The organism is Rhizobium etli CFN 42, from assembly GCF_000092045.1.
GTDB lineage: Bacteria > Pseudomonadota > Alphaproteobacteria > Rhizobiales > Rhizobiaceae > Rhizobium > Rhizobium etli.
In genome coordinates this window covers 2,575,233-2,598,833 of sequence record NC_007761.1, presented here as the reverse complement: position 1 = coordinate 2,598,833, position 23,601 = coordinate 2,575,233, and the positions used below count along the sequence as shown (strand labels likewise).

Below are 23,601 nucleotides of genomic sequence, written 5' to 3'. Positions count from 1 at the left end.
GTTCCGGGTGTTTCTGCGACTCTAGACGCCGAACCAGACCCGCAGCGGATTTGCCGGATCGGCGAGCAGCTTAACCGCCAAGGCGACGCAGACGATGACGAGCAGCGGCTTGATCAGCTTTGCGCCAATGCGCATGGCGAGCCGTGAACCCACCTGTGCGCCGAGGAACTGGCAGAGGCCCATCAACAGGCCGATCTTCCAGAGGATCGCGCCGAAGCTTGCAAAGACGATCAGCGCGCCGAAATTCGAGCCGAGATTGAGAAGCTTCGTATGTGCGGTTGCTTTCAGCACGCCAAAGCCGGCGAGCGTGACGAAGGCGAGCATGAAAAAAGAACCGGTGCCGGGGCCGAAGACGCCATCGTAGAAGCCGATCGCGGGCACAAGCGTCAAGCCGAAGGCGAAGGGTGTGATGAGACGGTGTTTATCGAGGTCGTTGAGATTCGGCTTGACAGCGAAGAAGATCGCGATCGCCAACAGCAGCACCGGCATGATGGCTTGAAGCACCTGTCCGGGTACGATCGTCGCAAGAGCGGCGCCGAGTGCTCCGCCCATGACGGCCATCAGCGCCATCGGCAGCTGTTCGGAAAGCTCCACATGGCCCTTGCGGGCGTAGGCGAGCGTCGCAGAAGCGGCGCCGAAGATCGATTGCACCTTGTTGGTTCCGAGCGTCTGCAGCGGCGGGATGCCAGCGATCAACATGGCGGGAACGGTGATGAGACCGCCGCCGCCGGCAATCGCATCGACGAAACCGGCAAAGAAGGCAGCAGCGCAAAGCAGCAGGATCAGATGGAGGGCAATGTCAGGCAAGATGCTATTCCAGAAGGACGTTCAGCCGGTCTTGTTGCATTTACCTCTCCAAGCTGCAATGGCTGCAAGGACACAGCAAGGGCACATTCGGCTGCTTCCATGAGCGACATGTCTTTCAATTCGGCACGGCGCCATGTGCTCGGTCTTGGCTGCGAGCGCGGGACGCAGCCTGCGGAGGTGTTGGCGCTCGCCTTTGCAGCGCTCGAGACCGCCGGTGTCGGCGCGGATGAACTCGCCGCCATTGCTTCCATCGACAGCCGCCGGGAGGAGGCGGCGATCCTGGCAGTTGCCAGGTATTTTGCGGTGCCGGCCCTATTCTTCGACGCTCCGCGGCTGGAGCGGGAAACGCCGCGGCTTAAAAATCCGTCAGCCGTCGTCTTTGCTCGCGTCGGCTGCCATGGCGTTGCGGAATCGGCAGCGCTTGCGGCGATCGGCGATGATGCCGAACTGGTGCTTGGCAAAATCAAATCGGCGCAGGCGACGGCGGCGGTCGCCCGCGGCGGGTTGCAGAAAGCCTGATGGTCGCTATGGTGGCGGCAATTCGCGGCGCCAACCGGCAGCCTCGCGATTCACATCTAGAGGACATATCATGCACAAGGTCATTTACGACACTGACCCGGGCGTTGACGACGCGATGGCGCTTCTCTTCCTGCATCGCCATCCTGAAATCGATCTGATCGGCATCACCACAGTCTTCGGCAATGCATCGGTCGAGACCACGACGCGCAATGCGCTCTTCCTCAAGCGTGAGTGGAATATACCTGCACCCGTCGCCAAGGGCGCCAGCGTCACCATCGATGCCTCGCGCGCCGAGCGGGAATGGCCGGCCATGGTGCATGGCGACAACGGCCTCGGCGATATCGAGGTGCCGCACACGATCGACCTGCCGCTCGATCCCCGGCCGGCGCACCGATTCATCATCGACACCGTGCGGGCCAATCCCGGCGAGGTGCGCCTGGTCGCTGTCGGCCGGATGACCAATCTGGCGATGGCGCTGAAGGAGGATCCCGAGATTGCGACCCTGGTCAGGGACGTCGTCATCATGGGTGGCAATTTCTATGTGCCCGGCAATGTCTCGCCGGTCGCCGAGGCCAATATTCACGGCGATCCCGAGGCCGCCGACATCGTGATGACCGCGCCCTGGAAGGTGGTCGTCATCGGCCTCGACGTCACATCGATCACCACGATGAGCCGCAGTTATCTCGGCAGGATGGCGGCCGAGGGAGATGGCGCCGTGAAACTGCTCGATGCACTCTCGCAGTCCTACATCGACTTCTACAAGCATGCGGTCGAGGACGGCATGATGGTGCATGACAGCTGCGCCGCAGTCTACGTCGTCGCGCCGGAACTGTTCTCGTCCATATCGGGCGCCGTGCGTGTCGTCTGCGGCGGCATTGCCGATGGCCAGACGATCGTCAAGCCGGATGGCCGCCGCTTCCCGCCGGGCGATTGGGATGACCGGCCGAGCCAGATCGTCACCACAGGGATCGAGTCGGAAAAGGTCCTGAATCTGATCCGCGATACGCTGCTTCGCGGCTGAGTGCCTCGAAGGCCGATTGCAGCAGCGGGCGTCAACTTTCGACTTGCTTTTTTCGGCGTCACCCTCGGCCCTGTGTCGAGGGTCTGCCGCGGCCGCCGCAGATACTCGGGACTAGGCCCAGCATGACGAAGAGGAGTTGGACGACTTTGTCAACAGTCCGTGCTGCGGGCGGTCCCGCTCGTATAATATTATAAAATATTCATATTGTTGCGTCGCTTTCCTGCGAAATCGAATCCGCTTGTTTGGAAAGTGAGTCGTCGTCATTTCAGCAACTTCAAGTGAGGTGGCGCAGCCAGCGTTGACCTTGGCCCGTGCTGGGCCTAGATCAACAAAATGTTGAATAGCATAGTCTCCCATTTGCCGGCGCTGGAGCCGGGCAGCGTCTGGCTCGTCGGGGCCGGTCCGGGTGATCCGGGCCTGCTGACGCTTTTGGCCGCCAGGGGGCTCGCCGAGGCCGATGTGATCGTCCATGACGCGCTGGTCAATGAGGACTGTCTGAGGCTCGCGCACCCCGACGCCGAACTCGAATATGCCGGCAAACGCGGCGGCAAACCCTCGGCCAAGCAGCGGGATATTTCGTTGCGCCTGGTGGAATTGGCGCGCGCCGGCAAGCGGGTGCTGCGGCTGAAGGGCGGCGATCCCTTCGTCTTCGGGCGCGGCGGCGAGGAGGCTCTGACGCTGGTCGAACACAATATCCCATTCCGCATCGTGCCGGGTATCACTGCCGGTATCGGCGGGCTTGCCTATGCCGGCATTCCGGTGACGCATCGCGAGATCAATCATGCGGTGACGTTTCTCACCGGCCATGATTCCTCCGGCATCGTACCCGACAGGATCGACTGGGAAGCGATCGGCAAGGGTTCGCCCGTGATCGTCATGTACATGGCGATGAAGCACATCGCCCAGATCAGCGCCAACCTCATTGCTTCGGGCCGCTCGCCGTCCGAGCCCGTGGCTTTCGTCTGCAATGCGGCGACCGGCGCTCAGCAGGTGCTGGAGACGACGCTTGGGCAGGCGACCGAGGCTGTCACCGCCTCCGGGCTCGAGCCGCCGGCCGTGGTCGTCGTCGGCGAGGTGGTGCGGCTCCGAGCCTCGCTCGATTGGCTCGGCGCTCTCGCCGGACGACGCCTGCAGCCCGATCCGTTCCGCCAGGCCGGCCAGGTGCTCGCATGAGCGGCCTCCTGATCGCAGCTCCTTCTTCCGGTGCCGGCAAGACGACGGTGACGCTCGGGCTGCTCAGAGCCTTGCGTCGGCGCGGCATCGCGGTCGCGCCCGGCAAGGCCGGCCCCGACTATATCGATCCCGCCTTCCATGCCGCTGCGAGCGGCACGCTCTGCCTGAATTTCGATCCCTGGGCGATGCGGCCGGAGCTGATCTCGGCCAATGCCACGCTGCACCGCTCCGGTGACCGCATTCTCGTCGTCGAGGCAATGATGGGACTGTTCGACGGGGCGGCCGACGGCAAGGGGACGGCGGCGGATCTGGCCGCCCAGCTCGGCCTTTCCGTGGTACTGGTCATCGACGCTTCGCGCATGTCGCAATCGGTAGCGCCGCTGGTGGCGGGTTTTGCCGGTTTCCGCGCCGATGTGCGCGTTGCCGGCGTCATCCTCAACAGGGTCGGCAGCGAACGGCACGAGGCGATGCTGCGTCAGGCGCTCGAGGCGATCCGCATGCCGGTGATCGCCGTGATCCGCAGCGACAAGGCGCTGGCCCTGCCCGCTCGCCATCTCGGCCTTGTTCAGGCCGGTGAGCATGCAAGCCTCGAAGGTTTCATCGAGCATGCGGCGGATGCCGTCTCCGAGGAATGCAATTACGAGTTTCTGCTGCGCATCGCCAGGCAGGGCCTCAACCGGCCGTCGGCTGCCAATATCGATCGCCTGCCGCCACTCGGCAGTCGCATTGCGGTGGCCCGCGATATCGCTTTCGCCTTTTCCTATGAACATATGCTGCTTGGCTGGCGGCGGCGGGGTGCCGCGATTTCCTTCTTCTCGCCGCTCGCCGACGAAGCGCCTGCTGCCGATGCGGATGCGATCTATCTGCCGGGTGGCTATCCCGAGCTGCATGCCGGAACGCTTTCCCAGGCGCCGAATTTCCGCGCCGCCCTTGTCGATGCGGCGGCGCGCGGCATCCGGATCTATGGCGAGTGCGGCGGCTACATGGTGCTCGGCGAAGGACTGATCGACGCAGAGGGCAAGCGTCACGAGATGCTCGGCCTGCTGCCTGTCGTCACGAGCTATGCCGCGCGCAAACGCCATCTCGGTTATCGTCACGTCATGCCGCTCGACGGTGCAATCTTTAAGCGGGCGATGACGGCGCATGAATTCCACTATTCCACCCCCATTTCGGAAGGCGAGGGCGAGCGGCTGTTTCAGGTGCGGGATGCGCTCGGAACCGATCTCGGCCCGGCGGGACTCCGGCGCGGGCAGGTGGCGGGTTCCTACATGCATTTGATCGATCTCGCCGGGATCTCCGCATGAGCGCGCCGATCGTCCACGGTGGCGGAGTTACTGCCGCTGCTGCCGCCTTTGGCGGCAGGCCGGAAGACTGGCTCGACCTTTCTACCGGAATCAATCCATGCCCGGCGGCCCTACCGGAAATCCCGACAAGGGCCTGGCACCGCCTCCCGGACAGCCATCTGGTCGATGAGGCAAGGCGGACGGCGCGCGATTACTACGGGAGCGGCGAGATCCTGCCGCTGCCGGTGCCCGGCACGCAATCGGTGATCCAGCTTCTGCCGAGATTGCTGACAATGGGTGAAGGCGCCAAGGTCGCCATCGTGGCGCCGACCTATGGCGAGTATGCGCGCGCTTTTATTTCGGCCGGTTTTGCCGTCAATACCGTCAATCATGTCGCTGCGATCGGAAACGAGCATCGGCTTGCCGTCGTTGTCAATCCGAACAATCCCGATGGGCTGGCATGGCCTGTGGAAACGCTGATTGGCCTGCATGACAGGATGAAGGCGGTCAATGGACTTCTGGTTGTCGACGAAGCCTTCGGCGATGCCGATCCGGCGCTCAGTCTCGCGGGCCACGCGCAGAGGCTTTCCAAGCTGGTGATCTTCCGCTCCTTCGGCAAGTTTTTCGGGCTCGCCGGTCTGCGGCTCGGCTTTGCGATTGCGCCTGATGATATTCTCAAGCGTTTCGAGGAGTGGCTCGGACCCTGGGCGGTTTCAGGACCGGCCCTTTCGATAGCGGGCTCGCTGCTGCGTTCGGACGTTTCCGCCATCCGCCGGCTCATCAATGAACGCCGGGCCGGGCTTCATGCGGTGCTGACCGGGCTCGGGCTGCAGATTACAGGGGGAACGGCGTTGTTTACCCTTGTCGACGATGCCAGGGCGGGCGACATTTACACGCATCTCTGCCGCCATCATATTCTCGTCCGCAAGTTCGACTATGCGCCCACTTGGCTCCGTTTCGGGCTGACGCCTGATCCGGCGGCGGACCGGTGGCTTGGCGAAGTCCTTCAGAGATTTGAGCGATGACGATCGATCTAAACCTTCTCGTGCTGCTTCTGGCGCTGCTGCTCGACCGGATACTCGGCGATCCGCAATGGCTCTGGTCGCGCGTGCCGCATCCCGTTGCGATTTTCGGAGCGGTGATCTCCTATGCCGACCAGCAGCTCAATCCTTCAAGCCTCACGGGCCATCAACGACGAATGAATGGCGTTGCCGCCATCCTGGCGCTGCTGTTGCTGGCCTTGGCGGCAGGCTTCGTGTTCAACCGGTTTTTCGCGTTGTTCGGCCTCGCCGGCATCCCGCTGGAGACCGGACTGGTGGCGATCTTTCTGGCGCAGAAGAGCCTTGCCGACCACGTCGCTGCCGTTGCCGTCGCCCTGCGTGAGGAGGGGCTTGCCGGTGGGCGGGCCGCCGTCGCCCGCATTGTGGGGCGCGATCCCGAGACGCTGGATGAGCCGGCCGTCTGCCGCGCGGCGATCGAAAGCCTTGCCGAGAACTTCTCCGATGGCGTCGTCGCGCCGGCGATTTGGTATGCTATCTTCGGCCTGCCAGGGCTTTTTGCCTACAAGATGCTGAACACGGCGGATTCGATGATCGGCCATAGATCGGAAAAATACATCGATTTCGGCTGGGCGGCCGCCCGGCTCGACGATGTCGCCAACTGGCCGGCCGCGCGCCTTTCCATCCTGCTGATTGCTGCTGGCGCCTGGATCCGGCGCGGCACCAGCGCCTGCCGCGAAGCGATCCGGGTGGCGATGCGCGACGGCGGCCTGCACCGTTCGCCGAATTCCGGCCGGCCGGAAGCGGCAATGGCTGGTGCGCTGAATGTCCAGCTCGCAGGACCGCGCATCTATGGCGGCGTGCTCATTACCGAACCGATGATCAACAATCCCGGGCGCGATGTCGCGACATCCGGCGACATCGAAGACGGAGTCTCGGTATATCAGGCGAGCTGCATGGTGCTTGCCGGCGTGACGTTCGGATTGTTTTTGTGCTTTCTGTGAGGGACTTGCGGCACAGCTCACGCCCCAGTGGACAGTCCCGCCGTAAAGCTTTATGCGAAACGCCTCATATCCATCAGACCGGAGGCAGAACGATGACAGTTCAGGTTGAACTACCGTGCCCGAAGTGCAGAAGCACCAAGATGAAATTCGAGCGTCCGGAGATCCGGGAGACGGACATCATCAGCTGCGCGGCCTGCGGCCATAATCTCGGCACCATGGCCTCCATCCGCGAAAGGATGAACAAGGCCTATCAGCAGCTCAAGCAAAGGCCGGCGGCGCGCAAGCTTCAGTGAGGCGGAGCGGCCGTCCTGCGGCGCTTAAACCGTCAATGCCCTGTTAGAATTGTGATTACCATTCGGGTTAAAGCTATGTAATCAAGTATCGTCGTAGTCTCTCTGTCGTGAGGGCGCAATCAAATGCGCGGGTGCGAAGAGGGGTTATCATGAAGACGATTTTTGCCGCCGCGACGGCAAGCTTATTACTGCAGTTTTCTCCGGTTGCGGCTGAGGCAGCAACGCTGATTGCCAATATCAGCATCGGCAAGCAGACGATGACCGTCACCGAGAACGGCTTCGTCAAATATCGCTGGAAGGTTTCGACCGCGCGCAATGGTTATGTCACGCCCACCGGCTCCTGGAGCGCCAAATGGCTGTCGCGCGATCACCGTTCCCGCAAGTACGACAACGCGCCGATGCCTTACGCCGTATTTTTCAACGGCGGTTACGCCGTTCACGCCACCTTCGATCTGAAGCGTCTCGGCAGGCCGGCCTCGCATGGCTGCGTTCGCTTGCATCCCGACAATGCGGCGGAGTTCTTTTCGCTGGCGCGGCAGGCAGGTCTTGCCAACACGCGCGTCGTCATCACGCGCTGATCCCGGATCAGCGCCTGAATCCGAATTCGACGTCTGATCGCATTACGCGCTGATCCTTTCCAGCTCATCCAGATCGGGAACGACGATATGTCTGGAGTTCTCGATCAGGATGACACCCCACTTGCGCAGCCTTGTCATTTGCCGGCTGACGGTTTCGATCGTCAGCCCGAGAAAATCGGCGATCTCGGCGCGCGATAACGGCAAATCGAAGGCGGTGCTGATGGCGGTTTGCGGCTCGGCATGGGTTGCGATGAGGTGGAGCAGGCTTGCAACCTTCTCCTCCGCCGTGCGGCGGCCGAGCGTCAGCATCCAGTCGCGCGCGGCGTCCAGCTCGTTGAGCGCCTGATCGTGCAGCCTGCGCTGCAGCTCCGGCGTCTCCCCGATCATGCGGTCGAGCAGGTTGCGCGGGAAGACACAAATTTCCGCGTCGGTTGCCGCCTCCGCCGACAGTGTGCTTTCGCGGACGAAGGGCCTGCCGACGAAATCGGGAGCGAACTGCAGGCCCACAATCTGCTGGCGTCCGTCCGGCATCATCTTGCAGAGCTTCACCACGCCGCGCATGATGTTCGAATAAAACGAACTTTCCGATCCTTGCGCAATGATCTCCGAGCCGGCCCCGATCTTGCGGCGCATGGAGTGGCGGTTGAGCTCCTTCAGCTGAGCGTTCGACAGGGCGCCGCAGACGACGCCGTGCCGCGCCTGACAGGAACGACATGGGACGGGCGTGCCTGTCTCGAAAATCTCGTTGCTGGCAACGTCCATCGTCGTGATCCTTCAAAAAGCCGGACATGCTGGAACGCGACCGCAATTCCTTCCAGCGCAGTTTGATGATTATCAAATGCCAGCGCGCATAATTTGATTCAGATCAAAGACCGGTGAGGATGTTGGACGGCCGCATCCTGCTTTCGGCGCCTGCACTCACCGGCGTTCCATTGCTGTTTAGGCAACACCTTATTGTCAATTTGCCGCAACGGCCGGACGAAAGCATTGGCTTTTGAAAAGGATTTGCCTATGAGGGGGTTTAAATCGTCATTTCATGAGGTACAGCGCGTGACCGCTACATTCGATAAAGTTGCCGACATTATTGCAGAAACCAGCGAGATCGATCGCGCCACGATCACGCCGGAGAGCCATACGATCGACGACCTCGGTATCGACAGCCTCGATTTCCTCGATATCGTCTTTGCCATCGACAAGGAGTTCGGCATCAAGATTCCGCTCGAAAAGTGGACGCAGGAGGTCAACGAAGGCAAGGTCTCTACGGAAGAATATTTCGTGCTGAAGAACCTCTGCGCCAAGATCGATGAGCTCAAAGCGGCCAAGGCCTGAGCGACATATCAGTCTTTTTCGAACGCCCTGCCGCCCTGACTATGGCGGCCGGGCGGTTTCGTTCCTAACTAGGCGTCACCGGCGGGCGGATCTGTCCCGTCGGGCCGGAGGATCCGAATGCTGCTGGAATATTTCCAGATGATTGACCGCGTAGAAGCGGTGGACCTGAAGAAGGGGATACTTTCGGCGCGATCCGTCGTGCCGGCAAAGAGTCCCGTTTTCGAGGGCCATTTTCCCGGCATGCCGCTCGTTCCAGGTGTGCTCCTGATCGAGGCCATGGCGCAGGCCTCCGGTATGCTGGTGCTTGCCGCTACCGATTTTGCCGCCATGCCCTTCCTGATGTCGGTCGACGGCGCGAAGATGCGCACCTTCGTCGAGCCGGAAGCCGTGCTCGACATCGAGGCGGTGCTGGAGCACGACGGTTCCGGTTTTGCGGTCACCAAGGCCAAGATCACCAGCGGCGGCAAGAAGGTCTGCGACGCGCAACTGAAACTGCGTACCATGCCCTTCAGCGAGGTGCCGCTCGGCGATATCGTGAAAAAACGCGCCGGCGAAGTCGGGCTTCTCGAAGCGATCGCAGCGCAGGGAGTGATTGAATGAGCAAGGCTGCAAACGACGTCGTCATTTCGGGCGTCGGCATCGTTACCTGTCAGGGCGTCGGCAAGGAGGCGCATATCGCGCTGCTTTCGGCCGAAAGCGCGCCGAAGGCGATCGTCGAGACCGAGAAGTTCAAACCCTATCCGGTGCACCCGCTCCCAGAGATCGACTGGTCGCAGCAAATCGCCAAGCGCGGCGACCAGCGCCAGATGGAAAACTGGCAGCGGATCGGCGTCTTCGCAGCCGGTCTGGCACTCGACGATGCCGGCTTCAAGGACAATATCGAGGCCTGCGGCACGATGGACATGATTGTGGCCGCCGGCGGTGGCGAGCGCGATATCAATGTCGATACGCTGATCGTGGACGAGGGCCTGAAGCGCAACGACCGCGAATTGCTGCTGAATGAGAAGCTGACGACGGAGCTGAGGCCAACTCTGTTCCTGGCGCAGCTTTCCAACCTGCTTGCGGGCAACATCTCCATCGTTCACAAGGTTACCGGTTCCTCGCGCACCTTCATGGGCGAAGAAGCTTCAGGGGTTTCAGCCGTCGAGACCGCGTTCTGGCGCATCCGTTCGGGTGAATCCACCCATGCGCTGGTCGGTGGCGCCTTTGCTGCCGAACGTCCCGATATGATTCTGCTCACCGAAGCGATCGGCGCGCATACGCGCGACGAATGGGCGCCGCTCTGGTCGCGCGCCGGCCTTGCGGGCGGCGGTATGATCACCGGTTCGGCCGGCGCCTTCCTGGTGCTGGAATCGCGCAAGCATGCGGAAGAGCGCGGCGCGCATATCTACGCGACGATCAGCGCCGTCGAAGGCGACCGCGGCAGCCGTAGCGCCGGCAATTTCGAAGTGCGCATGGAGCGGCTGCTGAAGCCTGCCGCCGAGCTGCCGCCGGAGGCGACGGCGATCTTCTCCGGCTCGACCGGCATGCATGAAATCGCGGCCCGCGAAAAGGCAGTGCTGGAGCATCAGCTTCCCGGTGCAGCAATCCGCGGCTTCGGCGGCGTTTCCGGTCACACGATCGAGGCGCATTTCCCGCTGGGGCTGGCGCTCGCAGCCCTTGCCATCGATACCAAGGCCAAGGTTCCGCCCTTCGACGCTGCTCATGAAGCGCCGATGAAGGCGGGCACGAAAGCCGCCGTCGTAACGACAGTCGGACACCAGCGCGGCGAGGGCGTCGCCGTTCTTTCCGCAGAGGCGTGAGGAGAGAGATATGACAGCTTCCGCTTACAAGGATCATCTCGGCCGGCCGATCGTCGCAGTGACGGGCATGGGCATCATCACGTCGCTGGGCCAGGGCCTGAAGGACAACTGGGCGGCCCTTTCGTCCGGCACCTCGGGTATCCACGCGATCAATCGTTTTCCCACAGAAGGCCTGTCGACCCGGATCGCCGGCACCGTCGATTTCATCGAGATTCCCGTCCCGAACGCCGTCGAGCGCTCCTATGCCTTTGCGCGCGAGACGACCATCGAGGCATTAGCCGATGCCGGTCTATCAGGCGATTTCAGTGGCCCGCTGTTTCTTGCTGCGCCGCCGATCGAGCCGGAATGGAGCGCCCGGTTCGAACTCGCCGACCGTTCGCCGGCCGCCGACCATCCCGGTGATGCCTATGAGCGCTTCCTGACGGCGCTGCGCCAGCGGCCCGACCCGGCCTTCCACGAGGCGGCGCTGTTCGGCGCGATTTCCGAGCGTCTTGCCGACCGGTTCGGCACGCGCGGCCTGCCGGTGACCTTGTCGACGGCCTGCGCCTCCGGCGTCACTGCGATCCAGCTCGGCATCGAGGCGATCCGCCAGGGCCGCACCGACCGCGCGCTGACCGTCGCGACGGACGGATCGCTCAGCGCCGAAGCGCTGATCCGCTTCTCGCTGCTGTCGGCCCTTTCGACGCAGAACGATCCGCCGACCAAAGCCTCCAAGCCGTTCAGCAAGGATCGCGATGGCTTCGTCATCGCCGAGGGTGCGGCCACCCTGGTGCTGGAATCGCTGGAATCGGCGGTCGCTCGCGGCGCCAAGGTGCTCGGCATCATGAAGGGCGCCGGTGACAAGGCCGACAGCTTCCACCGCACCCGGTCTTCGCCTGATGGCGGCCCGGCGATCGCGACGATCCGCGCGGCTCTTGCCGATGCCGGTATCGACGAGAGCGGCATCGGCTACATCAACGCGCACGGCACCTCGACGCCTGAAAACGACAAGATGGAGTATGGCGCCATGTCGGCCGTCTTCGGCGAACGGCTGGTCGGCATTCCGGTTTCGTCGAACAAGTCGATGATCGGCCATACGCTGACGGCGGCGGGTGCGGTCGAGGCGGTATTCTCGCTGCAGACGATGCTGACGGGCACGCTGCCGCCGACGATCAACTACAATAATCCCGATCCGTCGATCGTGCTCGATGTCGTGCCGAACAAGAAGAGGGAGGCTCAGGTTTCGGCCGTGCTTTCCAACTCCTTCGGCTTTGGCGGGCAGAATGCCAGCCTTGTCATGGCGCTCGAACCGGCTTAAGCGGTTCCCGACAATTTCAGGACGAGACGAACGCCTCTGAGGCGAGGGATTTTGCTATGCGCGCTTTGCAACTGATCGACGACCGCAAGCTTGAGATCACCGACCTGCCGGAACCGGAGGCGCCTGCCGCCGGCGAGGTGACGCTGCGCGTCAAGGCAGTGGCCCTCAACCATATCGACGTCTGGGGCTGGCGCGGCATGGCTTTTGCCAAGCGCAAGATGCCGCTTGTCATCGGCGCGGAAGCCTCCGGCGTCGTCGAAGCGATCGGGCCGGGTGTCGCCAATGTGCTGCCGGGCCAACTGGTTTCGATCTATGGCGCGCGTACCTGCGGCCTCTGCCGACCCTGCCGCGAAGGCCGCGACAATCTCTGCGAACATGTTTCCGGCGTGCACGGTTTCCATCTCGACGGTTTCGCGCAGGAGAAGGTCAATCTGCCGGCGCGCCTGCTCGTTCCGGCTCCTCCCGGCGTCGATGCGATTGGTGCGGCGCTCGCCCCCGTCACCTTCGGCACGGTCGAGCACATGTTGTTCGACAATGCCAAGCTCGAGCCCGGCGAAACCGTCCTCGTCCACGCCGGCGGCTCCGGCATCGGCACGGCGGCAATCCAGCTTGCCAAGAAGATCGGCTGCACCGTCATCACCACGGTCGGCTCCGACGACAAGATCGAGAAGGCGAAGGCACTCGGCGCCGATCACGTCATCAACTACCGCACCGACCGCTTCGAAGGCGTGGTGCGCAAGCTCACCAAGAAGAAGGGCGTCGACGTCGTCTTCGAGCATGTGGGGAAGGATACCTGGGCCGGTTCGATGCTCTGCATGAAGCGCGGCGGGCGTCTCGTCACCTGCGGCTCGACTTCGGGCGTTTCGACCGAGATGAACCTGATGATGCTGTTCCAGCAGCAGTTGAAGCTTCTCGGCTCCTTCGGCTGCCGTATGGAGAACATGGCCGATGCGATGCAGAAGATGGGGCGCGGGCTCGTGCATCCCGTCATCGATACCGAAGTCGGCTTCGACGATATCGACCGCGCGCTGGAGCGGATGGAATCCCGCCAGATCTTCGGCAAGATCATTCTGAAGATGGACTGACCTGACGTGAAGCTGTTCATTACCCGGGTCGTTCTGGCGCTCAGAAATTTCCAGCAATGGCTGGTGGCGCAGGCGATGTTCGGCTTCCTGAACGTGCTGAAGCTGTTTCCGGCCGATGGCGCGATTCGCTTCGCGGACCGGGTGATGCGCAGCCTCGGCCGGCGGACCCGCCGCCATAAGCTGATGCTCGTCAATCTCCGCAACGCTTTCCCTGAGAAGAGCGAGGCCGAGATCGAAGAGATTGCGCTCGCCAGCTGGGGAAATATGGGTCGGCTCGCGGCCGAATACGTCTTCCTCGACGAATTATTCGACTACGACCCCGAACGGCCGGAGCCGGGCAGGGTGGAGGTGTCGGGCATCCCCATCTTCCTCGACCTGCGCGACAATCCGCGCCCCTTCATCGTCTTTACCGGCCATACCGCCAATTTCGAGCTGCTGCCGGTGGCGGGTGCGGCCTTCGGGCTCACGGTCACCGTGCTTTTCCGGCCGCCGAACAATCCCTATGTCGCCAAGAAGGTGTTTGACTTCCGCAGCGCGCGCATGGGCAAGCTGGTGCCCTCGCATGCCGGCTCCTCCTTCGCGCTCGCACGCCAGTTGGAGGCGGGCCAGGGGGTGGGCGTGCTCGTCGACCAGAAATTCGGCAAGGGGCTGAAAGGCACCTTCTTCGGGCGAGAGGTGAAGACCAATCCGCTGCTGCCGAAGCTGGTGCGCCAGTTCGATTGCGAGGTCTATCCGGCGCGCTGCATTCGCCTGCCGGGAAACCGCTACCGGCTGGAAATCGAGCCGCGGCTGGAGATGCCGCGCGACGCCAAAGGCAATCTCGACCTGCCGGCGGCCGCCCAGCTACTCAACGACAAGGTGGAAAGTTGGGTGCGGGAATATCCGGAACAGTGGCTCTGGTATCACGACCGCTGGCAGATCAAGAAGACGCTCGCGCCTTGAAAATCAAACCCTGATTTATCAGCGGTGAAAAGCGGCAGGTGTTCTCGGATTGAAACCGAGTAAACTTCATGTTAGCCGTCACTACCAGGGCGCGAATAATATCCACCTCAGGGCGCATTTGGGAAAGTGCAGCCACACAATTTGGACACGCCACTTGGGACAATGGGAGTGGGAGGCGTCTTGCTGGAGCTTTTTCGAGCCTTTTCCTTGCGCTGCGCGCAAATAGAGGAAGCCATAAGCCGGGGCGACGATCAGCGCGTGATGTTGCTCGACCGTCACGTCGAGCCGCTGGTCGAGGCTATCCTGGCCAGCCGGGCGGCCAATCTGCTCGAAGTCTATATGCAGCTGCAGTTCGTCAGCCATCTCGTCGCTCGGGACGCGGACGACAGCGCCAGCGTCAGGGAACATACGGCGGTGCTTTCCTATCTGCTCGACTGCTATTTCGGCACGCATGCGCCGGACTGGCGGGTGCCTTCGCCGCAGGATGCGCGCATCGAGCCGCCGGCAGCCTATGTGCCCGACACCGACAACGGCCAATTCCTCAATTCGGCGATCCTCGAAAGCCTACCGGACCGTGTGGCGGTGCTGACCAGGGACTACCGCTACCTCTATTCCAATGCGGCCAACAGCGCTCGTCTCGACAGGAAGCCGATGGAACTGATCGGGCGTCACCTTTCCGAATTCATCGGCGAGGAGCGATTTGTCGAATGCGCCAAGCATAAGCTGGACGTCTGTTTTGCCGGCGGGGAGGTCGACTACACTTATGAGCGCCGGACTGACGACGGCGCATCCCGGCAGGTACGCTGTCGCATGTCGCCGCTTCGCGATGCGAGCGGCATTGTGATCGGCGCTCTGATCGTGATGGATCGGTAGTCTAGAGCAATTCCGTTTTTCTTCGAATCACGGAATTGTTCTATCTCTTTGTTTTCACGCAATTCCGGGCGCAAAACCGCTGCACACTTTTGCTGGAATTGCTCAATTTATGCCGTCGCCCAGACGGCGAGCTCGTAGCCGTCACGGTCGAGGAAATGGAAGCGGCGGCCGCCGGGAAAATCGGTAATCGGCCGGCAGATCGTGCCGCCGGCCCTTTCGACCGAAGTCAGCACTTCTTCCAGATCCCTGGCGTAGACGACGACGAGCGGGCCACCCGGCCGCACGGGGCCGAAATCGGTGAAGCCGCCCTTCAGCCGGCCGTCATCAAATTCGCAGTAATTCGGGCCGTAATCGGTGAAACGCCAGCCGAACGCCGAGCCGTAAAAGGCTTTGGCGGCGGCGATGTCGGAGACGTTGAATTCGACATAGTCGATGCGGCGGTCGTTGTGTTCGGAGTTTTCAGCCATTTATCTCTCCATCAGGGCTTTCAGCATGACGAGATCCTTCTCGATATGCGCGGCATCAGCGGCAAATTGCGCATCTGTCATGCCGGGCAGACGCAACAGCGTGAACATGACCTCGCAGCCGTCGCCGTTCGGTACGATGCGCAGGGCATTATAAACCCGGAGCCCGGATTCGATCGTCACCGTATGATCGATCACGCCGAATTCATTGGCGGGAACGAAGCTCACTTTGATGGTGCCGAGGGGACCGTTGGCGATCCAGTCGGCGCCGTCTGGCTCGAAGCCGGTGGCAAGGCCGGAGGCCCAGAGCGGCATGTTCTCCGGCCTGCCGGCGAAGTCGTAGACATCCCGCCAGTCGCGCTCGATCGACTGGTGGATAATTTTTGCAGGCATTGTCGCCATGGTGCAGGTCCTTGAATTTTGGTTTCCCTGAAATAATAAGGCTGGCCAGCGGTGTCTTGAACAAAACGGTCAGCCCGATCCTTTCCACCCGCCGAGTTGGTCGAGGATGATCGCAGGGGTGAGCGTCGAGAGTTCTGCGACCTCGCGTGTCATGTGGGCCTGATCGGCAAAGCCTGCTTCGAGCGCGATGCGGGCGAGCGGCATCGTGTCCACCCTGCGGCAGAGGTCGAGGAACTTCTGGAACCGGCGGATGCGTTCCAGTGTCTTTGCGCCATAGCCGAAATGATGGTAGCAGCGGCGGCGCAGCTGCCTTTCGCTCATGCCGAGCCGGTCCGGCAGGCCGGAGGCCGGGCGGTCGCTGTCGGCGGCGGCGAAGATCATGGCGGCGTCGCGGGCGGGCTCCTCCTCGTCGCGCGCGGCCTCTTCAAGCAGACGGCCGAACAGCGTCGCGGCGGCCTCGGGGTCCGGACGATCTTGCAGCCGCGCTTCGAATTCGCTCGTGCCCTTCCGGCCGATGTCGGCAAGCGGCACCGAGAGGCCGACCAGCGCCGAGAGCGGCGTCTTCAGCCAGGATGCCGCGGCGCCCGGCGCAAAGCGCGCGCCGATGACGGTCGCGCCCGGCCTTATGACGGGGAAGGCTGCCGTCCTGTCGGGCCCGGCGACCTCAAGCCTTCCGTGAATCCAGAGGAGATCACAATAACCATCCGGCACGATCGCCACCCTCGCTGGCGGCCCATCGTTCAGCGTATGCGACCAGAGGCGGCTGAAATGGCGCCACAATGCGGGCGTCGGGGCATATTCGCGGTAGCGGCCGGCGCGGGCCGCAAGCAGCGCCATATCTTTTCGTCTTTTCGAAACCAAACGATATCTCCCGAGGTCCGCATGATAACATGAGATAGGGCGGTACGGGCGATCGCGAAAATTTGCGGCTTCCGGATCGGCTGCAGATGAAAGGTTGTCGGACAAGTCAGGCGATCAAAGCTGTATTTCATCGGCTTTTGCGAACCGATTAGACCCTCGCGAGACTTGCCGTTTGAGCGAGACAGTGCCACAACACCGGTCCAAATGACACATCGGAGGTTTGTCGTGGAAAAGGCAGAAATCGGACTGATCGGCCTTGCGGTCATGGGCTCCAACCTGGCGCTCAACATCGCGGAGAAAGGCAATAAAATCGCGGTCTTCAACCGCACGCCTGAGAAAACCGATGAATTCTATGAAAGCGCCGGCGATCTGAAGAAGCAGATCATTCCCTGCAAGACCATCGAAGAGTTCGTCGATGCGATCCGGCCGCCGCGTCCGATCATCATCATGATCAAGGCCGGTGAGGCCGTCGACCAGCAGATGGAGGCGCTGCGCCCGCATCTCTCCAAGGGCGACATCATGATCGATGCCGGCAACGCCAATTTCCGCGACACCGTCGCCCGCTTCGACCGCCTCAAAAACACCGATCTCACCTTCATCGGCATGGGTGTTTCCGGCGGCGAAGAGGGTGCGCGCCACGGACCGTCGATCATGGTCGGCGGCACCGAAGAATCCTGGAAGCGAGTCGAGAAGGTGCTGACCTCGATTGCCGCCCGCTACAATGACGAGCCCTGCGTCGCCTGGCTCGGCAATGACGGCGCCGGCCATTTCGTCAAGACCATCCATAACGGCATCGAATATGCCGACATGCAGATGATCGCCGAAATCTACGGCATTCTGCGCGACGGCCTCGGGAAGAGCGCCTCCGAAATCTCCGGCATCTTCGGCGAGTGGAACAAGGGCCGGCTGAACTCCTACCTGATCGAGATCTCCGAGAAGGTGCTGGCGGCGACCGATCCGGTTTCCGGCGGGCCGATGGTCGACATGATCCTCGACAAGGCAGGCCAGAAGGGCACCGGCAAATGGTCGGCGATCGAGGCGCAGAACATGGGCATTCCGGCAACGGCGATCGAAGCCGCCGTCGCCGCCCGCAGCCTCTCCTCGATGAAGTCGCAGCGCGAAGCGGCGGAAAAGATTTTCGGCACGCAGGCCGTTTCGTTCCCGATCGCCTACGGTCCCGAGCTCAACAAGGATCTGGAACTGGCGCTCTTTGCCGCCAAGATCGGCGCCTATGCGCAGGGCTTCGCGGTGATGGCGGAAGCCTCGCGTGAGTTCAACTGGTCGCTGCCGATGCCGACGATTGCCAGGATCTGGCGTGCCGGCTGCATCATCCGCTCGCAGTTCCTCGATGAGATCACCTCGGCCTTCACCAAGGCTCCGGATGCTGCGAACCTGATCGTCACGCCAGCTTTCTCCGAGATGGTCAAGGAATCGATTCCGGCGCTACGCCGCGTCGTCGCTGCCGCCATCTCGGCCGGCCTGCCAGTGCCGGCGCTGACCTCGGCGCTCACCTATTTCGACGCCTACCGCCAAGGCAGGGGAACCGCGAATCTCATCCAGGCCCAGCGCGATTTCTTCGGCGCCCACGGCTTCGACCGCCTTGATGGCAAGGATTTTCACCACGGCCCCTGGGGCAGCGGTGCGGCGACCTTCTGAGGTTTGCAGAGAAGATACGAAAAAGCCCGGCCGTCGCGCCGGGCTTTTTCGCGGGCCGCCGCATGTCGTCCGATGTGACAGGCGAACGCGATGGAGGCTTCGCCGGGGGACGCCGAGCGGCACACTTCAGTTTGCTGCGGCATTCGAAAGCTAGACGTTCAGAAAGGCGATAACATGTCCGGAACGGGCGCGATCACAATTCGAACGGAGCGGCTAATTCTCCGCAAGCCTGAGGTCGAAGATTTCGACGCCTACGCTCGACTGATGGCTTCCCCGCGGTCTGTCGAAATGGCGGTCCCTTCGACCTGCGGGCAGCGTGGGGGATGTTCTGTCACGACGTGGCGCTCTGGCAGCTGTTCGGACATGGAGCGCTGATGATCGATCTTGCCGAGAGCGGCGAATGCGTCGGCCAGGTGGGGATCAACCATGGGCCGCTCTTTCCCGAAAAGGAGCTGGGGTGGTTCGTCTACGAAGGGCGCGAGGGCCGGGGCTATGCGACGGAAGCAGCCTTGGCGCTCCGCGATTGGGGCTTTTTGACGCTCAAGCTGACGTCGCTCGTCAGCTATATTGCTCCGGGCAATGCCGCATCCGTTGCCGTTGCGGAACGGCTGGGAGCGCGTCTCGATCCCGCGGCACCTCGGACTGATCCTGCCGATCTCGTCTATCGTCACTTCGCTCCTTGAGACTATGCTCTGAGGCCGACAGGCAATTGACGGACGTCTCAATCCTTACACGTTGATGGATCAGTATCGGGCTCTGCAAGAGATGGGTGCCGGATGACGGACGGGAAACAGGAACATTGGGACGCGGTTTACCGTGTGAAGGCTGCCGACAGTGTCAGCTGGTATCAACCGATGCCTGAGCCTTCTCTGCGTACGCTTGACGAGCTGCATCTGCCGGCCACCGCTTCGCTGATCGATGTCGGCGGCGGCGCCTCGAGCCTTGTCGATCGTCTGTTGGAGCGCGGGTGGTCCGACCTCACGGTTCTCGATATCGCCGCGCCAGCCCTTGAGGTCGCCAAGGCGCGGCTGCGGGGCGGGGCGGCTCAGGTCGATTGGGTGGTGGCCGATATTACCGTATGGCGCCCGGAGCGCGGTTATGACGTATGGCATGACCGCGCGCTCTTTCATTTCCTCACCGAGCCCGCGCAACGGCTCGCCTATCGCCGCGCCCTTGACGCCGGAACGGCGCCGGGCAGCGTCGTGATTATCGCGACCTTCGCGCCGGATGGGCCAGAGCGATGCAGCGGCCTGCCGGTCCGGCGTTATGACGCGGCAGCGCTGGCGGCGGAGTTCTCGCCCGCCTTCATACTGGAGCGCGACTGGCGCGAGGAGCATGCGACGCCTGGCGGCGGCCGGCAGTCTTTCCAATGGTGTGTTCTTCACAGGCGCTGAGATGCGGGCGAGAAGCAGCTAATTCGCTTCCTGAGACAGGCGGTCGAGCACGAAATCGGCCCGATCGGCGACCGGCCTCTTCGGCAGTATGATGACCTGGTAGCCGAGCGTCGGATAGATCGCGGCTAGCCGGTCATATTCGGCGACAGCCTCGTCGAAGGCATGGCGCCGCTCAGGATCGCTCACGTAGATCTCCGCCCATGGCGGCGTGAGAAAAACGCGTCTGTCGTAAGGGTAGGCGGCGCTCAACCTTTCCAAGTTCGGTTCTCCGGTCAGGTGCTGAAGCGCTGCCGCGGCGTCGATCAACCCACGATCGAAGAACGTCCAGCCCGGCTGCCGTGCGACGGCCGCGTGGTCGGCAATCGCCATTTCGATCGCACGACGGGCGAAGGCTGCCATGTCGACCCAAGGCAAGGCAGCGCCATCGCCATCGAGCTCCTGCTTGACGATCCGCCGGCCGGGCTCTTCGACGATCCTGTGACCGCGGCGGCCAAGCTCCGCAAGCAGCGTCGATTTTCCGCCGCCGGAACATCCGGAAATCAGAATCGACCTGTTCATGATCTAGCCTGCCCTGCGGGCGCGCGCCATGCCGTGGCCCACCAGACGGTCGATGATCTCGGCATAGCTTACGCCGCTTGCCGCCATCGCCTTTGAATACATACTGATATCGGTAAAGCCGGGAATGGTGTTGAGCTCGTTGATGACGAAGCGCATGTCCGATGTCAGGAAGAAATCGACGCGCGCCATGCCGTCGCAGCCGACGGCTCGGAAAGCCCTTGCGGCCATGTCGCGCATGGCGGCCTCGATCTCCGCCGGCAGGTCGGCCGGCACTTTCAAGGCAGCGCCGTTCTCATCGATATATTTGGCGCTGTAATTGTAGAAGCCGTGGCTTTCGGCCGGCACGATCTCGCCCGGGCGGGAGACGAAAAGCTTGCCGTCGGTATCCTCCAGCACGCTGAATTCGATCTCGCGTCCGGCGACGAATTCCTCGGCAAGCAGGATGCGGTCATGGCGGAAGGCCTGCTCGAGCGCTGCGGCGAATTCCTGGCTGGCATGGACCTTGGCGACGCCGACCGACGATCCCTGCCGTGCCGGCTTGATGAAGAGCGGCAGGCCGAGTTCGCCTTCGAGCGCGGAGAGTGAAGGGGCAGCACCCTCGTGGATCGTCACGGCGCGCGCCACCGGCAGGCCCGCCGCCCGCAGCAGGCGCTTGGCGATATCCTTATCGAGGGCCGTGGCCGAACCGAGGATGCCGCAGCCGGCGAGCGGCACGCGCGCCACTTGCGCCGAGCCCTGCACCGATCCGTCCTCACCATGCGGGCCGTGCAGCACAGGAAACAGAATGTCGATCCTTGGCAATTCATGCGGCGCGCCATGGGCTGACATGGCCAGCATGCGCCCGCGGCCGCCCGGCACGAGGCAGATTTCCGTGCCTGACGAGGGTGTCGCCAGCCGGCCGTCCTCGAAGCTGCTCAGCAGCCATTGTCCCTCGTGGGTGACAAAGACGGGAAGGGCATCGTATTTCTCGGGCTCCAGGGCGGCCATGACGTTGGTCGCCGAAAGAATCGAAACATCGTGCTCGGCCGAACGGCCGCCGAAGAGCACGGCGATGCGCAGCCTGTTGGGGGAAGGGGTCATGAAAGCCTCCGAAGCGATAGGATGCGGAAAGATCAGGCTTCGACCGATATGCCGCGATTGGCAAAGAAACGATCGAAGACGGCAAGCGGCAGCGTGACATCCGCTTGGCTTGCCGCGTCATGGCCGGACGGATTGTGGAAGCGGATCGTCTCCTGCGAAGCTGATGTCACCAGCACGAGATGTCCGCCCTTTGCCGGCGGCTCGCGCTCCGGCCAGCGGATGGCCGAATGCACCGAGGCGATGAAGAAGCGGCGTTTCGACAGAAGTTCCGGGATGGCCGACGTCTCGACGTTGGTCATCGTCTCGGCGCCGAGCCCGAAACGCTCGCTCACAAAGCGGACGAAGGGAGCGTAGATCAGCCCCTTGATCGAAGCGTCGATCTCGTTGATGACATAACCGCCATATCTAGTGCAGGCGCGGGCAAGCTCGAGAGTCGGATGGATTTCGCCGCGCGCGGCGAGAATCATCTTCAAGCAGGCCATGCCGCAGACATTCACCGCCCAGCGCGCATATTCCTCAATGGTCGCGGCTCCCGAATGGCGCCAGAGCGGATCGCTGAGCAGCGCCCGCGACCCGTCGGCAAGCACCGGCAGCGTCATGCCGGGTGTTTCCCATTGGCTGAAATAAGGCACGCTGCTCTGCTGCATCCTGTCGACATCCCCGCGGTTCGTTTCGTGAGATGGCGGCCAATCTTGGCTTTTTTCAAGGCGATGCCCACTTGCGAATCCGACGGTAGGGCGCGTTTTTCTTCGACGCAACTTAAAGTAATAAGAACCTCATCCTGATGCGCCCCGTAGGGGTCTCGAAGGACGGGGCGGGTGCTCGGCATGGCGGGAAATTGATGGAAGGAGGAGCGCTGCGGCGTGCCCTTCGAGGCTCCGCTGCGCGTCTCAGGATGAGGGATGTTGGAGAATGCCGCGCTCAGAGGGCGTTATATCGTTGTTTTCGATGTTGCATTGTTTTGCTAGTTGTCATCCCGCTCCGCCATCACCCTACCTGTCACCCTCCGGCCAGATCGGCTGACTGATGCTCTGCAGCAGTTCCGGTTCGACGCCGTCGATGCGGGCGATGACGGCTTTGGCCATTTCGCGGCCGGCTTGGCGCACATCCTCCTGGGCGGTGATGATCTCGGGACGGATCCAGTTCAGGATCGGCACCGACTGCTTGGACACCATATCGAGATCGCGCCCCAGCGCCTTGCCGGCGGCCTCGATGCCGGCATTGACGGCGATCGCCGCACTGCCGGCCGAACAGACGATGCCGTCAGGGGCGTTCGCCGAGCGCATCATCACCTCGACGACGTCGCGGATATCGGCAAGCGGCGCGTCGGTGTTGATGCGCAGGGGAACTTCCTCGGCGCCGTAATCGTGCAGGCCGGTCTGAAAGCCGATCCGAATATGGGCGTAATAGGTGAGCTTGCTCGGCGGCTGCAGCAGGGCGATGCGCCGCCGACCTCGTTTGACGAGGCGTTCCACCGCCTGATGGGCGAAGGCCTCGTTGTCGAAATCGTGGAAGGGGTGGACGAGACCTGCATCGGTGCGCCCGTGCGTTGCAAAGGGCATGCCGCGTTCCGACAGGAGCCGCACGCGCGGGTCGTCCGGCTCGATACGCGAGATGATGACGCCGTCGGCCGAGCCAGTCTCGAGGATATAGCGCACCGGCAGCATAGGGTCCTTGCTGTGGGAATGCGGTGTCACGACGATATGATAAGGAGTGCCGGACAGAACTTCCGATATGCCGAAGACCATCTGGCTCGAGAAGCCCATGATCTCTTCATCGATGCTGAGGACGAGGGCGATGACGTTGGTCTTGCCGGTGCGCAGGCGTACGCCCGCCCGGTTCGGCTGGTAACCGAGCTGGCGGGCGACCATGCGCACCCGCTCCTTGGTTTCGGCACCGATATCCGGCGCGTCCTTCAGCGCACGCGATACCGTCGTCACACCGAGGCCGGTCATGAAGGCGATCGTCTTCAATGTCGGGCGCTCGCGCGTCACCGCCGTCGATGTCGCCTGTCCGAAATTTCCCTTGTTTTCCATCCCTGTAGGCCGCCTTGCGCGAATTGGTCTCGCTTATAGAGGCTTTTTCAGGCGCCGTAAGCCCGCCGCCTGCCAAAATCGCACCTCCCTGAGGAGTTCAATCTGTAACGATACAGTAGAAAAGTCGAGTGGTTTTTCTTGTGTGC

Annotated in this window: 26 protein-coding genes and 1 pseudogene; 18 read left to right on the top strand and 9 right to left on the bottom strand. The window is 62.6% G+C overall.

All coding sequences use genetic code 11. The features are described from left to right. Window positions 1-21: 21 nt before the first annotated feature. Entirely contained in the window at window positions 22-807 is a 786-nt protein-coding gene (locus tag RHE_RS12715) for a TSUP family transporter (RefSeq protein WP_011425742.1), read from the bottom strand. A gap of 99 nt (window positions 808-906) precedes the next feature. Here RHE_RS12715 and RHE_RS12710 point away from each other — a divergent pair, with 99 nt between their 5' ends. The 8 genes from RHE_RS12710 to RHE_RS12675 all read left to right on the top strand — a co-directional run bounded on the left by RHE_RS12710 (window position 907) and on the right by RHE_RS12675 (window position 7,676). Next, complete coding sequence (locus RHE_RS12710; protein ID WP_042118624.1) at window positions 907-1,326, top strand: cobalamin biosynthesis protein; 420 nt, start codon at window positions 907-909, stop codon at window positions 1,324-1,326. Between the two features lie 70 nt (window positions 1,327-1,396). Then, entirely contained in the window at window positions 1,397-2,347 is a 951-nt protein-coding gene (locus RHE_RS12705; RefSeq protein WP_042118620.1) for a nucleoside hydrolase, read from the top strand. Window positions 2,348-2,680: 333 nt separating this feature from the next. After that, complete coding sequence (gene cobA / locus RHE_RS12700; RefSeq protein ID WP_011425739.1) at window positions 2,681-3,520, top strand: uroporphyrinogen-III C-methyltransferase; 840 nt, start codon at window positions 2,681-2,683, stop codon at window positions 3,518-3,520. Next, window positions 3,517-4,824 (top strand): cobyrinate a,c-diamide synthase, encoded by a 1,308-nt coding sequence (locus RHE_RS12695; protein ID WP_011425738.1) that lies wholly within the window; start codon window positions 3,517-3,519, stop codon window positions 4,822-4,824. The genes cobA and RHE_RS12695 overlap by 4 nt, the downstream gene beginning before the upstream one ends. Then, on the top strand, window positions 4,821-5,828 hold the full coding sequence (cobD, locus tag RHE_RS12690) for a threonine-phosphate decarboxylase CobD (RefSeq protein WP_011425737.1): 1,008 nt from the start codon (window positions 4,821-4,823) through the stop codon (window positions 5,826-5,828). Before RHE_RS12695 ends, cobD begins: the two co-directional genes overlap by 4 nt. Then, window positions 5,825-6,805 carry an adenosylcobinamide-phosphate synthase CbiB gene (gene cbiB, locus RHE_RS12685; protein ID WP_011425736.1) on the top strand — a complete coding sequence of 327 codons (981 nt, stop codon included), beginning with the start codon at window positions 5,825-5,827 and terminating at the stop codon, window positions 6,803-6,805. The genes cobD and cbiB overlap by 4 nt, the downstream gene beginning before the upstream one ends. Window positions 6,806-6,897: 92 nt before the next feature. Continuing rightward, complete coding sequence (locus RHE_RS12680) at window positions 6,898-7,098, top strand: hypothetical protein (protein ID WP_020921531.1); 201 nt, start codon at window positions 6,898-6,900, stop codon at window positions 7,096-7,098. A gap of 149 nt (window positions 7,099-7,247) precedes the next feature. Beyond that, entirely contained in the window at window positions 7,248-7,676 is a 429-nt protein-coding gene (locus RHE_RS12675; protein ID WP_011425735.1) for a L,D-transpeptidase, read from the top strand. Window positions 7,677-7,718: 42 nt separating this feature from the next. Here the strand turns inward: RHE_RS12675 and RHE_RS12670 are convergent, their stop codons facing one another. Then, window positions 7,719-8,438, bottom strand: coding sequence for a Crp/Fnr family transcriptional regulator (locus tag RHE_RS12670; protein ID WP_011425734.1), 720 nt, complete (start codon window positions 8,436-8,438; stop codon window positions 7,719-7,721). 288 nt (window positions 8,439-8,726) lie between these two features. On the opposite strand from RHE_RS12670, the gene RHE_RS12665 reads away from it, so the two are divergent. The 7 genes from RHE_RS12665 to RHE_RS12635 all read left to right on the top strand — a co-directional run bounded on the left by RHE_RS12665 (window position 8,727) and on the right by RHE_RS12635 (window position 15,004). Continuing rightward, window positions 8,727-9,005, top strand: a complete 279-nt coding sequence (locus RHE_RS12665; protein ID WP_003540486.1) for an acyl carrier protein — start codon at window positions 8,727-8,729, stop codon at window positions 9,003-9,005. A 117-nt stretch (window positions 9,006-9,122) separates the two neighbouring features. Continuing rightward, window positions 9,123-9,605: a 3-hydroxyacyl-ACP dehydratase FabZ family protein gene (locus RHE_RS12660; RefSeq protein WP_011425733.1), complete on the top strand. Its 483-nt coding sequence runs from the start codon at window positions 9,123-9,125 to the stop codon at window positions 9,603-9,605. After that, entirely contained in the window at window positions 9,602-10,807 is a 1,206-nt protein-coding gene (locus RHE_RS12655; RefSeq protein WP_011425732.1) for a beta-ketoacyl-ACP synthase, read from the top strand. The genes RHE_RS12660 and RHE_RS12655 overlap by 4 nt, the downstream gene beginning before the upstream one ends. A 10-nt stretch (window positions 10,808-10,817) precedes the next feature. Continuing rightward, the gene (locus RHE_RS12650) at window positions 10,818-12,104 is read left to right on the top strand and encodes a beta-ketoacyl-ACP synthase (protein WP_011425731.1); all 1,287 of its coding nucleotides are present in this window, start codon (window positions 10,818-10,820) and stop codon (window positions 12,102-12,104) included. Between the two features lie 56 nt (window positions 12,105-12,160). Beyond that, window positions 12,161-13,189, top strand: a complete 1,029-nt coding sequence (locus tag RHE_RS12645; RefSeq protein WP_011425730.1) for a zinc-binding dehydrogenase — start codon at window positions 12,161-12,163, stop codon at window positions 13,187-13,189. A 6-nt stretch (window positions 13,190-13,195) separates the two neighbouring features. Then, window positions 13,196-14,131 (top strand): lipid A biosynthesis lauroyl acyltransferase, encoded by a 936-nt coding sequence (locus tag RHE_RS12640; RefSeq protein WP_042118608.1) that lies wholly within the window; start codon window positions 13,196-13,198, stop codon window positions 14,129-14,131. Between the two features lie 180 nt (window positions 14,132-14,311). Continuing rightward, window positions 14,312-15,004: a PAS domain-containing protein gene (locus tag RHE_RS12635; RefSeq protein ID WP_187331686.1), complete on the top strand. Its 693-nt coding sequence runs from the start codon at window positions 14,312-14,314 to the stop codon at window positions 15,002-15,004. 107 nt (window positions 15,005-15,111) lie between these two features. On the opposite strand, the gene RHE_RS12630 is transcribed toward RHE_RS12635, so the two are convergent. From RHE_RS12630 to RHE_RS12620, 3 genes are all read right to left on the bottom strand, one after another. Beyond that, on the bottom strand, window positions 15,112-15,471 hold the full coding sequence (locus tag RHE_RS12630) for a VOC family protein (RefSeq protein WP_011425727.1): 360 nt from the start codon (window positions 15,469-15,471) through the stop codon (window positions 15,112-15,114). Next, complete coding sequence (locus RHE_RS12625) at window positions 15,472-15,870, bottom strand: polyketide cyclase (protein WP_011425726.1); 399 nt, start codon at window positions 15,868-15,870, stop codon at window positions 15,472-15,474. 69 nt (window positions 15,871-15,939) lie between these two features. After that, the gene (locus RHE_RS12620) at window positions 15,940-16,731 is read right to left on the bottom strand and encodes a helix-turn-helix domain-containing protein (RefSeq protein ID WP_042118605.1); all 792 of its coding nucleotides are present in this window, start codon (window positions 16,729-16,731) and stop codon (window positions 15,940-15,942) included. 204 nt (window positions 16,732-16,935) lie between these two features. Here RHE_RS12620 and gndA point away from each other — a divergent pair, with 204 nt between their 5' ends. The 3 genes and pseudogenes from gndA (at window position 16,936) to RHE_RS12605 (ending at window position 19,781) form a co-directional block, all read left to right on the top strand. Next, window positions 16,936-18,387, top strand: coding sequence for an NADP-dependent phosphogluconate dehydrogenase (gene gndA, locus RHE_RS12615; RefSeq protein WP_011425724.1), 1,452 nt, complete (start codon window positions 16,936-16,938; stop codon window positions 18,385-18,387). Between the two features lie 174 nt (window positions 18,388-18,561). Continuing rightward, a pseudogene (locus tag RHE_RS12610) lies at window positions 18,562-19,070 on the top strand (GNAT family N-acetyltransferase). A gap of 93 nt (window positions 19,071-19,163) precedes the next feature. Then, window positions 19,164-19,781 carry a class I SAM-dependent methyltransferase gene (locus RHE_RS12605; protein WP_011425722.1) on the top strand — a complete coding sequence of 206 codons (618 nt, stop codon included), beginning with the start codon at window positions 19,164-19,166 and terminating at the stop codon, window positions 19,779-19,781. 18 nt (window positions 19,782-19,799) lie between these two features. Here RHE_RS12605 and RHE_RS12600 read toward each other — a convergent pair whose 3' ends face one another. The 4 genes from RHE_RS12600 to RHE_RS12585 all read right to left on the bottom strand — a co-directional run bounded on the left by RHE_RS12600 (window position 19,800) and on the right by RHE_RS12585 (window position 23,455). Beyond that, window positions 19,800-20,339, bottom strand: a complete 540-nt coding sequence (locus tag RHE_RS12600) for an AAA family ATPase (RefSeq protein ID WP_011425721.1) — start codon at window positions 20,337-20,339, stop codon at window positions 19,800-19,802. 3 nt (window positions 20,340-20,342) lie between these two features. Continuing rightward, a complete protein-coding gene (locus RHE_RS12595) occupies window positions 20,343-21,419 on the bottom strand; it encodes a D-alanine--D-alanine ligase family protein (protein WP_011425720.1) in 1,077 nt (358 codons plus the stop codon). Window positions 21,420-21,451: 32 nt separating this feature from the next. Then, a complete protein-coding gene (locus RHE_RS12590; protein ID WP_011425719.1) occupies window positions 21,452-22,066 on the bottom strand; it encodes a C39 family peptidase in 615 nt (204 codons plus the stop codon). 345 nt (window positions 22,067-22,411) lie between these two features. Beyond that, window positions 22,412-23,455, bottom strand: a complete 1,044-nt coding sequence (locus RHE_RS12585; RefSeq protein WP_020921520.1) for a LacI family transcriptional regulator — start codon at window positions 23,453-23,455, stop codon at window positions 22,412-22,414. Between the last annotated feature and the right edge of the window lie 146 nt (window positions 23,456-23,601).

Bases quoted from the DNA above. Each gene is read 5' to 3' on its own strand.
- cbiB (WP_011425736.1), top strand. From the start codon at position 5,825: ATGACGATCGATCTAAACCTTCTCGTGCTGCTTCTGGCGCTGCTGCTC.
- RHE_RS12600 (WP_011425721.1), bottom strand. From the start codon at position 20,339: ATGAACAGGTCGATTCTGATTTCCGGATGTTCCGGCGGCGGAAAATCG.
- RHE_RS12675 (WP_011425735.1), top strand. From the start codon at position 7,248: ATGAAGACGATTTTTGCCGCCGCGACGGCAAGCTTATTACTGCAGTTT.
- RHE_RS12710 (WP_042118624.1), top strand. From the start codon at position 907: ATGAGCGACATGTCTTTCAATTCGGCACGGCGCCATGTGCTCGGTCTT.
- gndA (WP_011425724.1), top strand. From the start codon at position 16,936: ATGACACATCGGAGGTTTGTCGTGGAAAAGGCAGAAATCGGACTGATC.
- RHE_RS12630 (WP_011425727.1), bottom strand. From the start codon at position 15,471: ATGGCTGAAAACTCCGAACACAACGACCGCCGCATCGACTATGTCGAA.
- cobD (WP_011425737.1), top strand. From the start codon at position 4,821: ATGAGCGCGCCGATCGTCCACGGTGGCGGAGTTACTGCCGCTGCTGCC.
- RHE_RS12695 (WP_011425738.1), top strand. From the start codon at position 3,517: ATGAGCGGCCTCCTGATCGCAGCTCCTTCTTCCGGTGCCGGCAAGACG.
- RHE_RS12585 (WP_020921520.1), bottom strand. From the start codon at position 23,455: ATGGAAAACAAGGGAAATTTCGGACAGGCGACATCGACGGCGGTGACG.
- RHE_RS12670 (WP_011425734.1), bottom strand. From the start codon at position 8,438: ATGGACGTTGCCAGCAACGAGATTTTCGAGACAGGCACGCCCGTCCCA.
- RHE_RS12705 (WP_042118620.1), top strand. From the start codon at position 1,397: ATGCACAAGGTCATTTACGACACTGACCCGGGCGTTGACGACGCGATG.
- RHE_RS12650 (WP_011425731.1), top strand. From the start codon at position 10,818: ATGACAGCTTCCGCTTACAAGGATCATCTCGGCCGGCCGATCGTCGCA.
- RHE_RS12655 (WP_011425732.1), top strand. From the start codon at position 9,602: ATGAGCAAGGCTGCAAACGACGTCGTCATTTCGGGCGTCGGCATCGTT.
- RHE_RS12595 (WP_011425720.1), bottom strand. From the start codon at position 21,419: ATGACCCCTTCCCCCAACAGGCTGCGCATCGCCGTGCTCTTCGGCGGC.
- RHE_RS12645 (WP_011425730.1), top strand. From the start codon at position 12,161: ATGCGCGCTTTGCAACTGATCGACGACCGCAAGCTTGAGATCACCGAC.
- cobA (WP_011425739.1), top strand. From the start codon at position 2,681: ATGTTGAATAGCATAGTCTCCCATTTGCCGGCGCTGGAGCCGGGCAGC.
- RHE_RS12590 (WP_011425719.1), bottom strand. From the start codon at position 22,066: ATGCAGCAGAGCAGCGTGCCTTATTTCAGCCAATGGGAAACACCCGGC.
- RHE_RS12605 (WP_011425722.1), top strand. From the start codon at position 19,164: ATGACGGACGGGAAACAGGAACATTGGGACGCGGTTTACCGTGTGAAG.
- RHE_RS12680 (WP_020921531.1), top strand. From the start codon at position 6,898: ATGACAGTTCAGGTTGAACTACCGTGCCCGAAGTGCAGAAGCACCAAG.
- RHE_RS12660 (WP_011425733.1), top strand. From the start codon at position 9,123: ATGCTGCTGGAATATTTCCAGATGATTGACCGCGTAGAAGCGGTGGAC.
- RHE_RS12625 (WP_011425726.1), bottom strand. From the start codon at position 15,870: ATGGCGACAATGCCTGCAAAAATTATCCACCAGTCGATCGAGCGCGAC.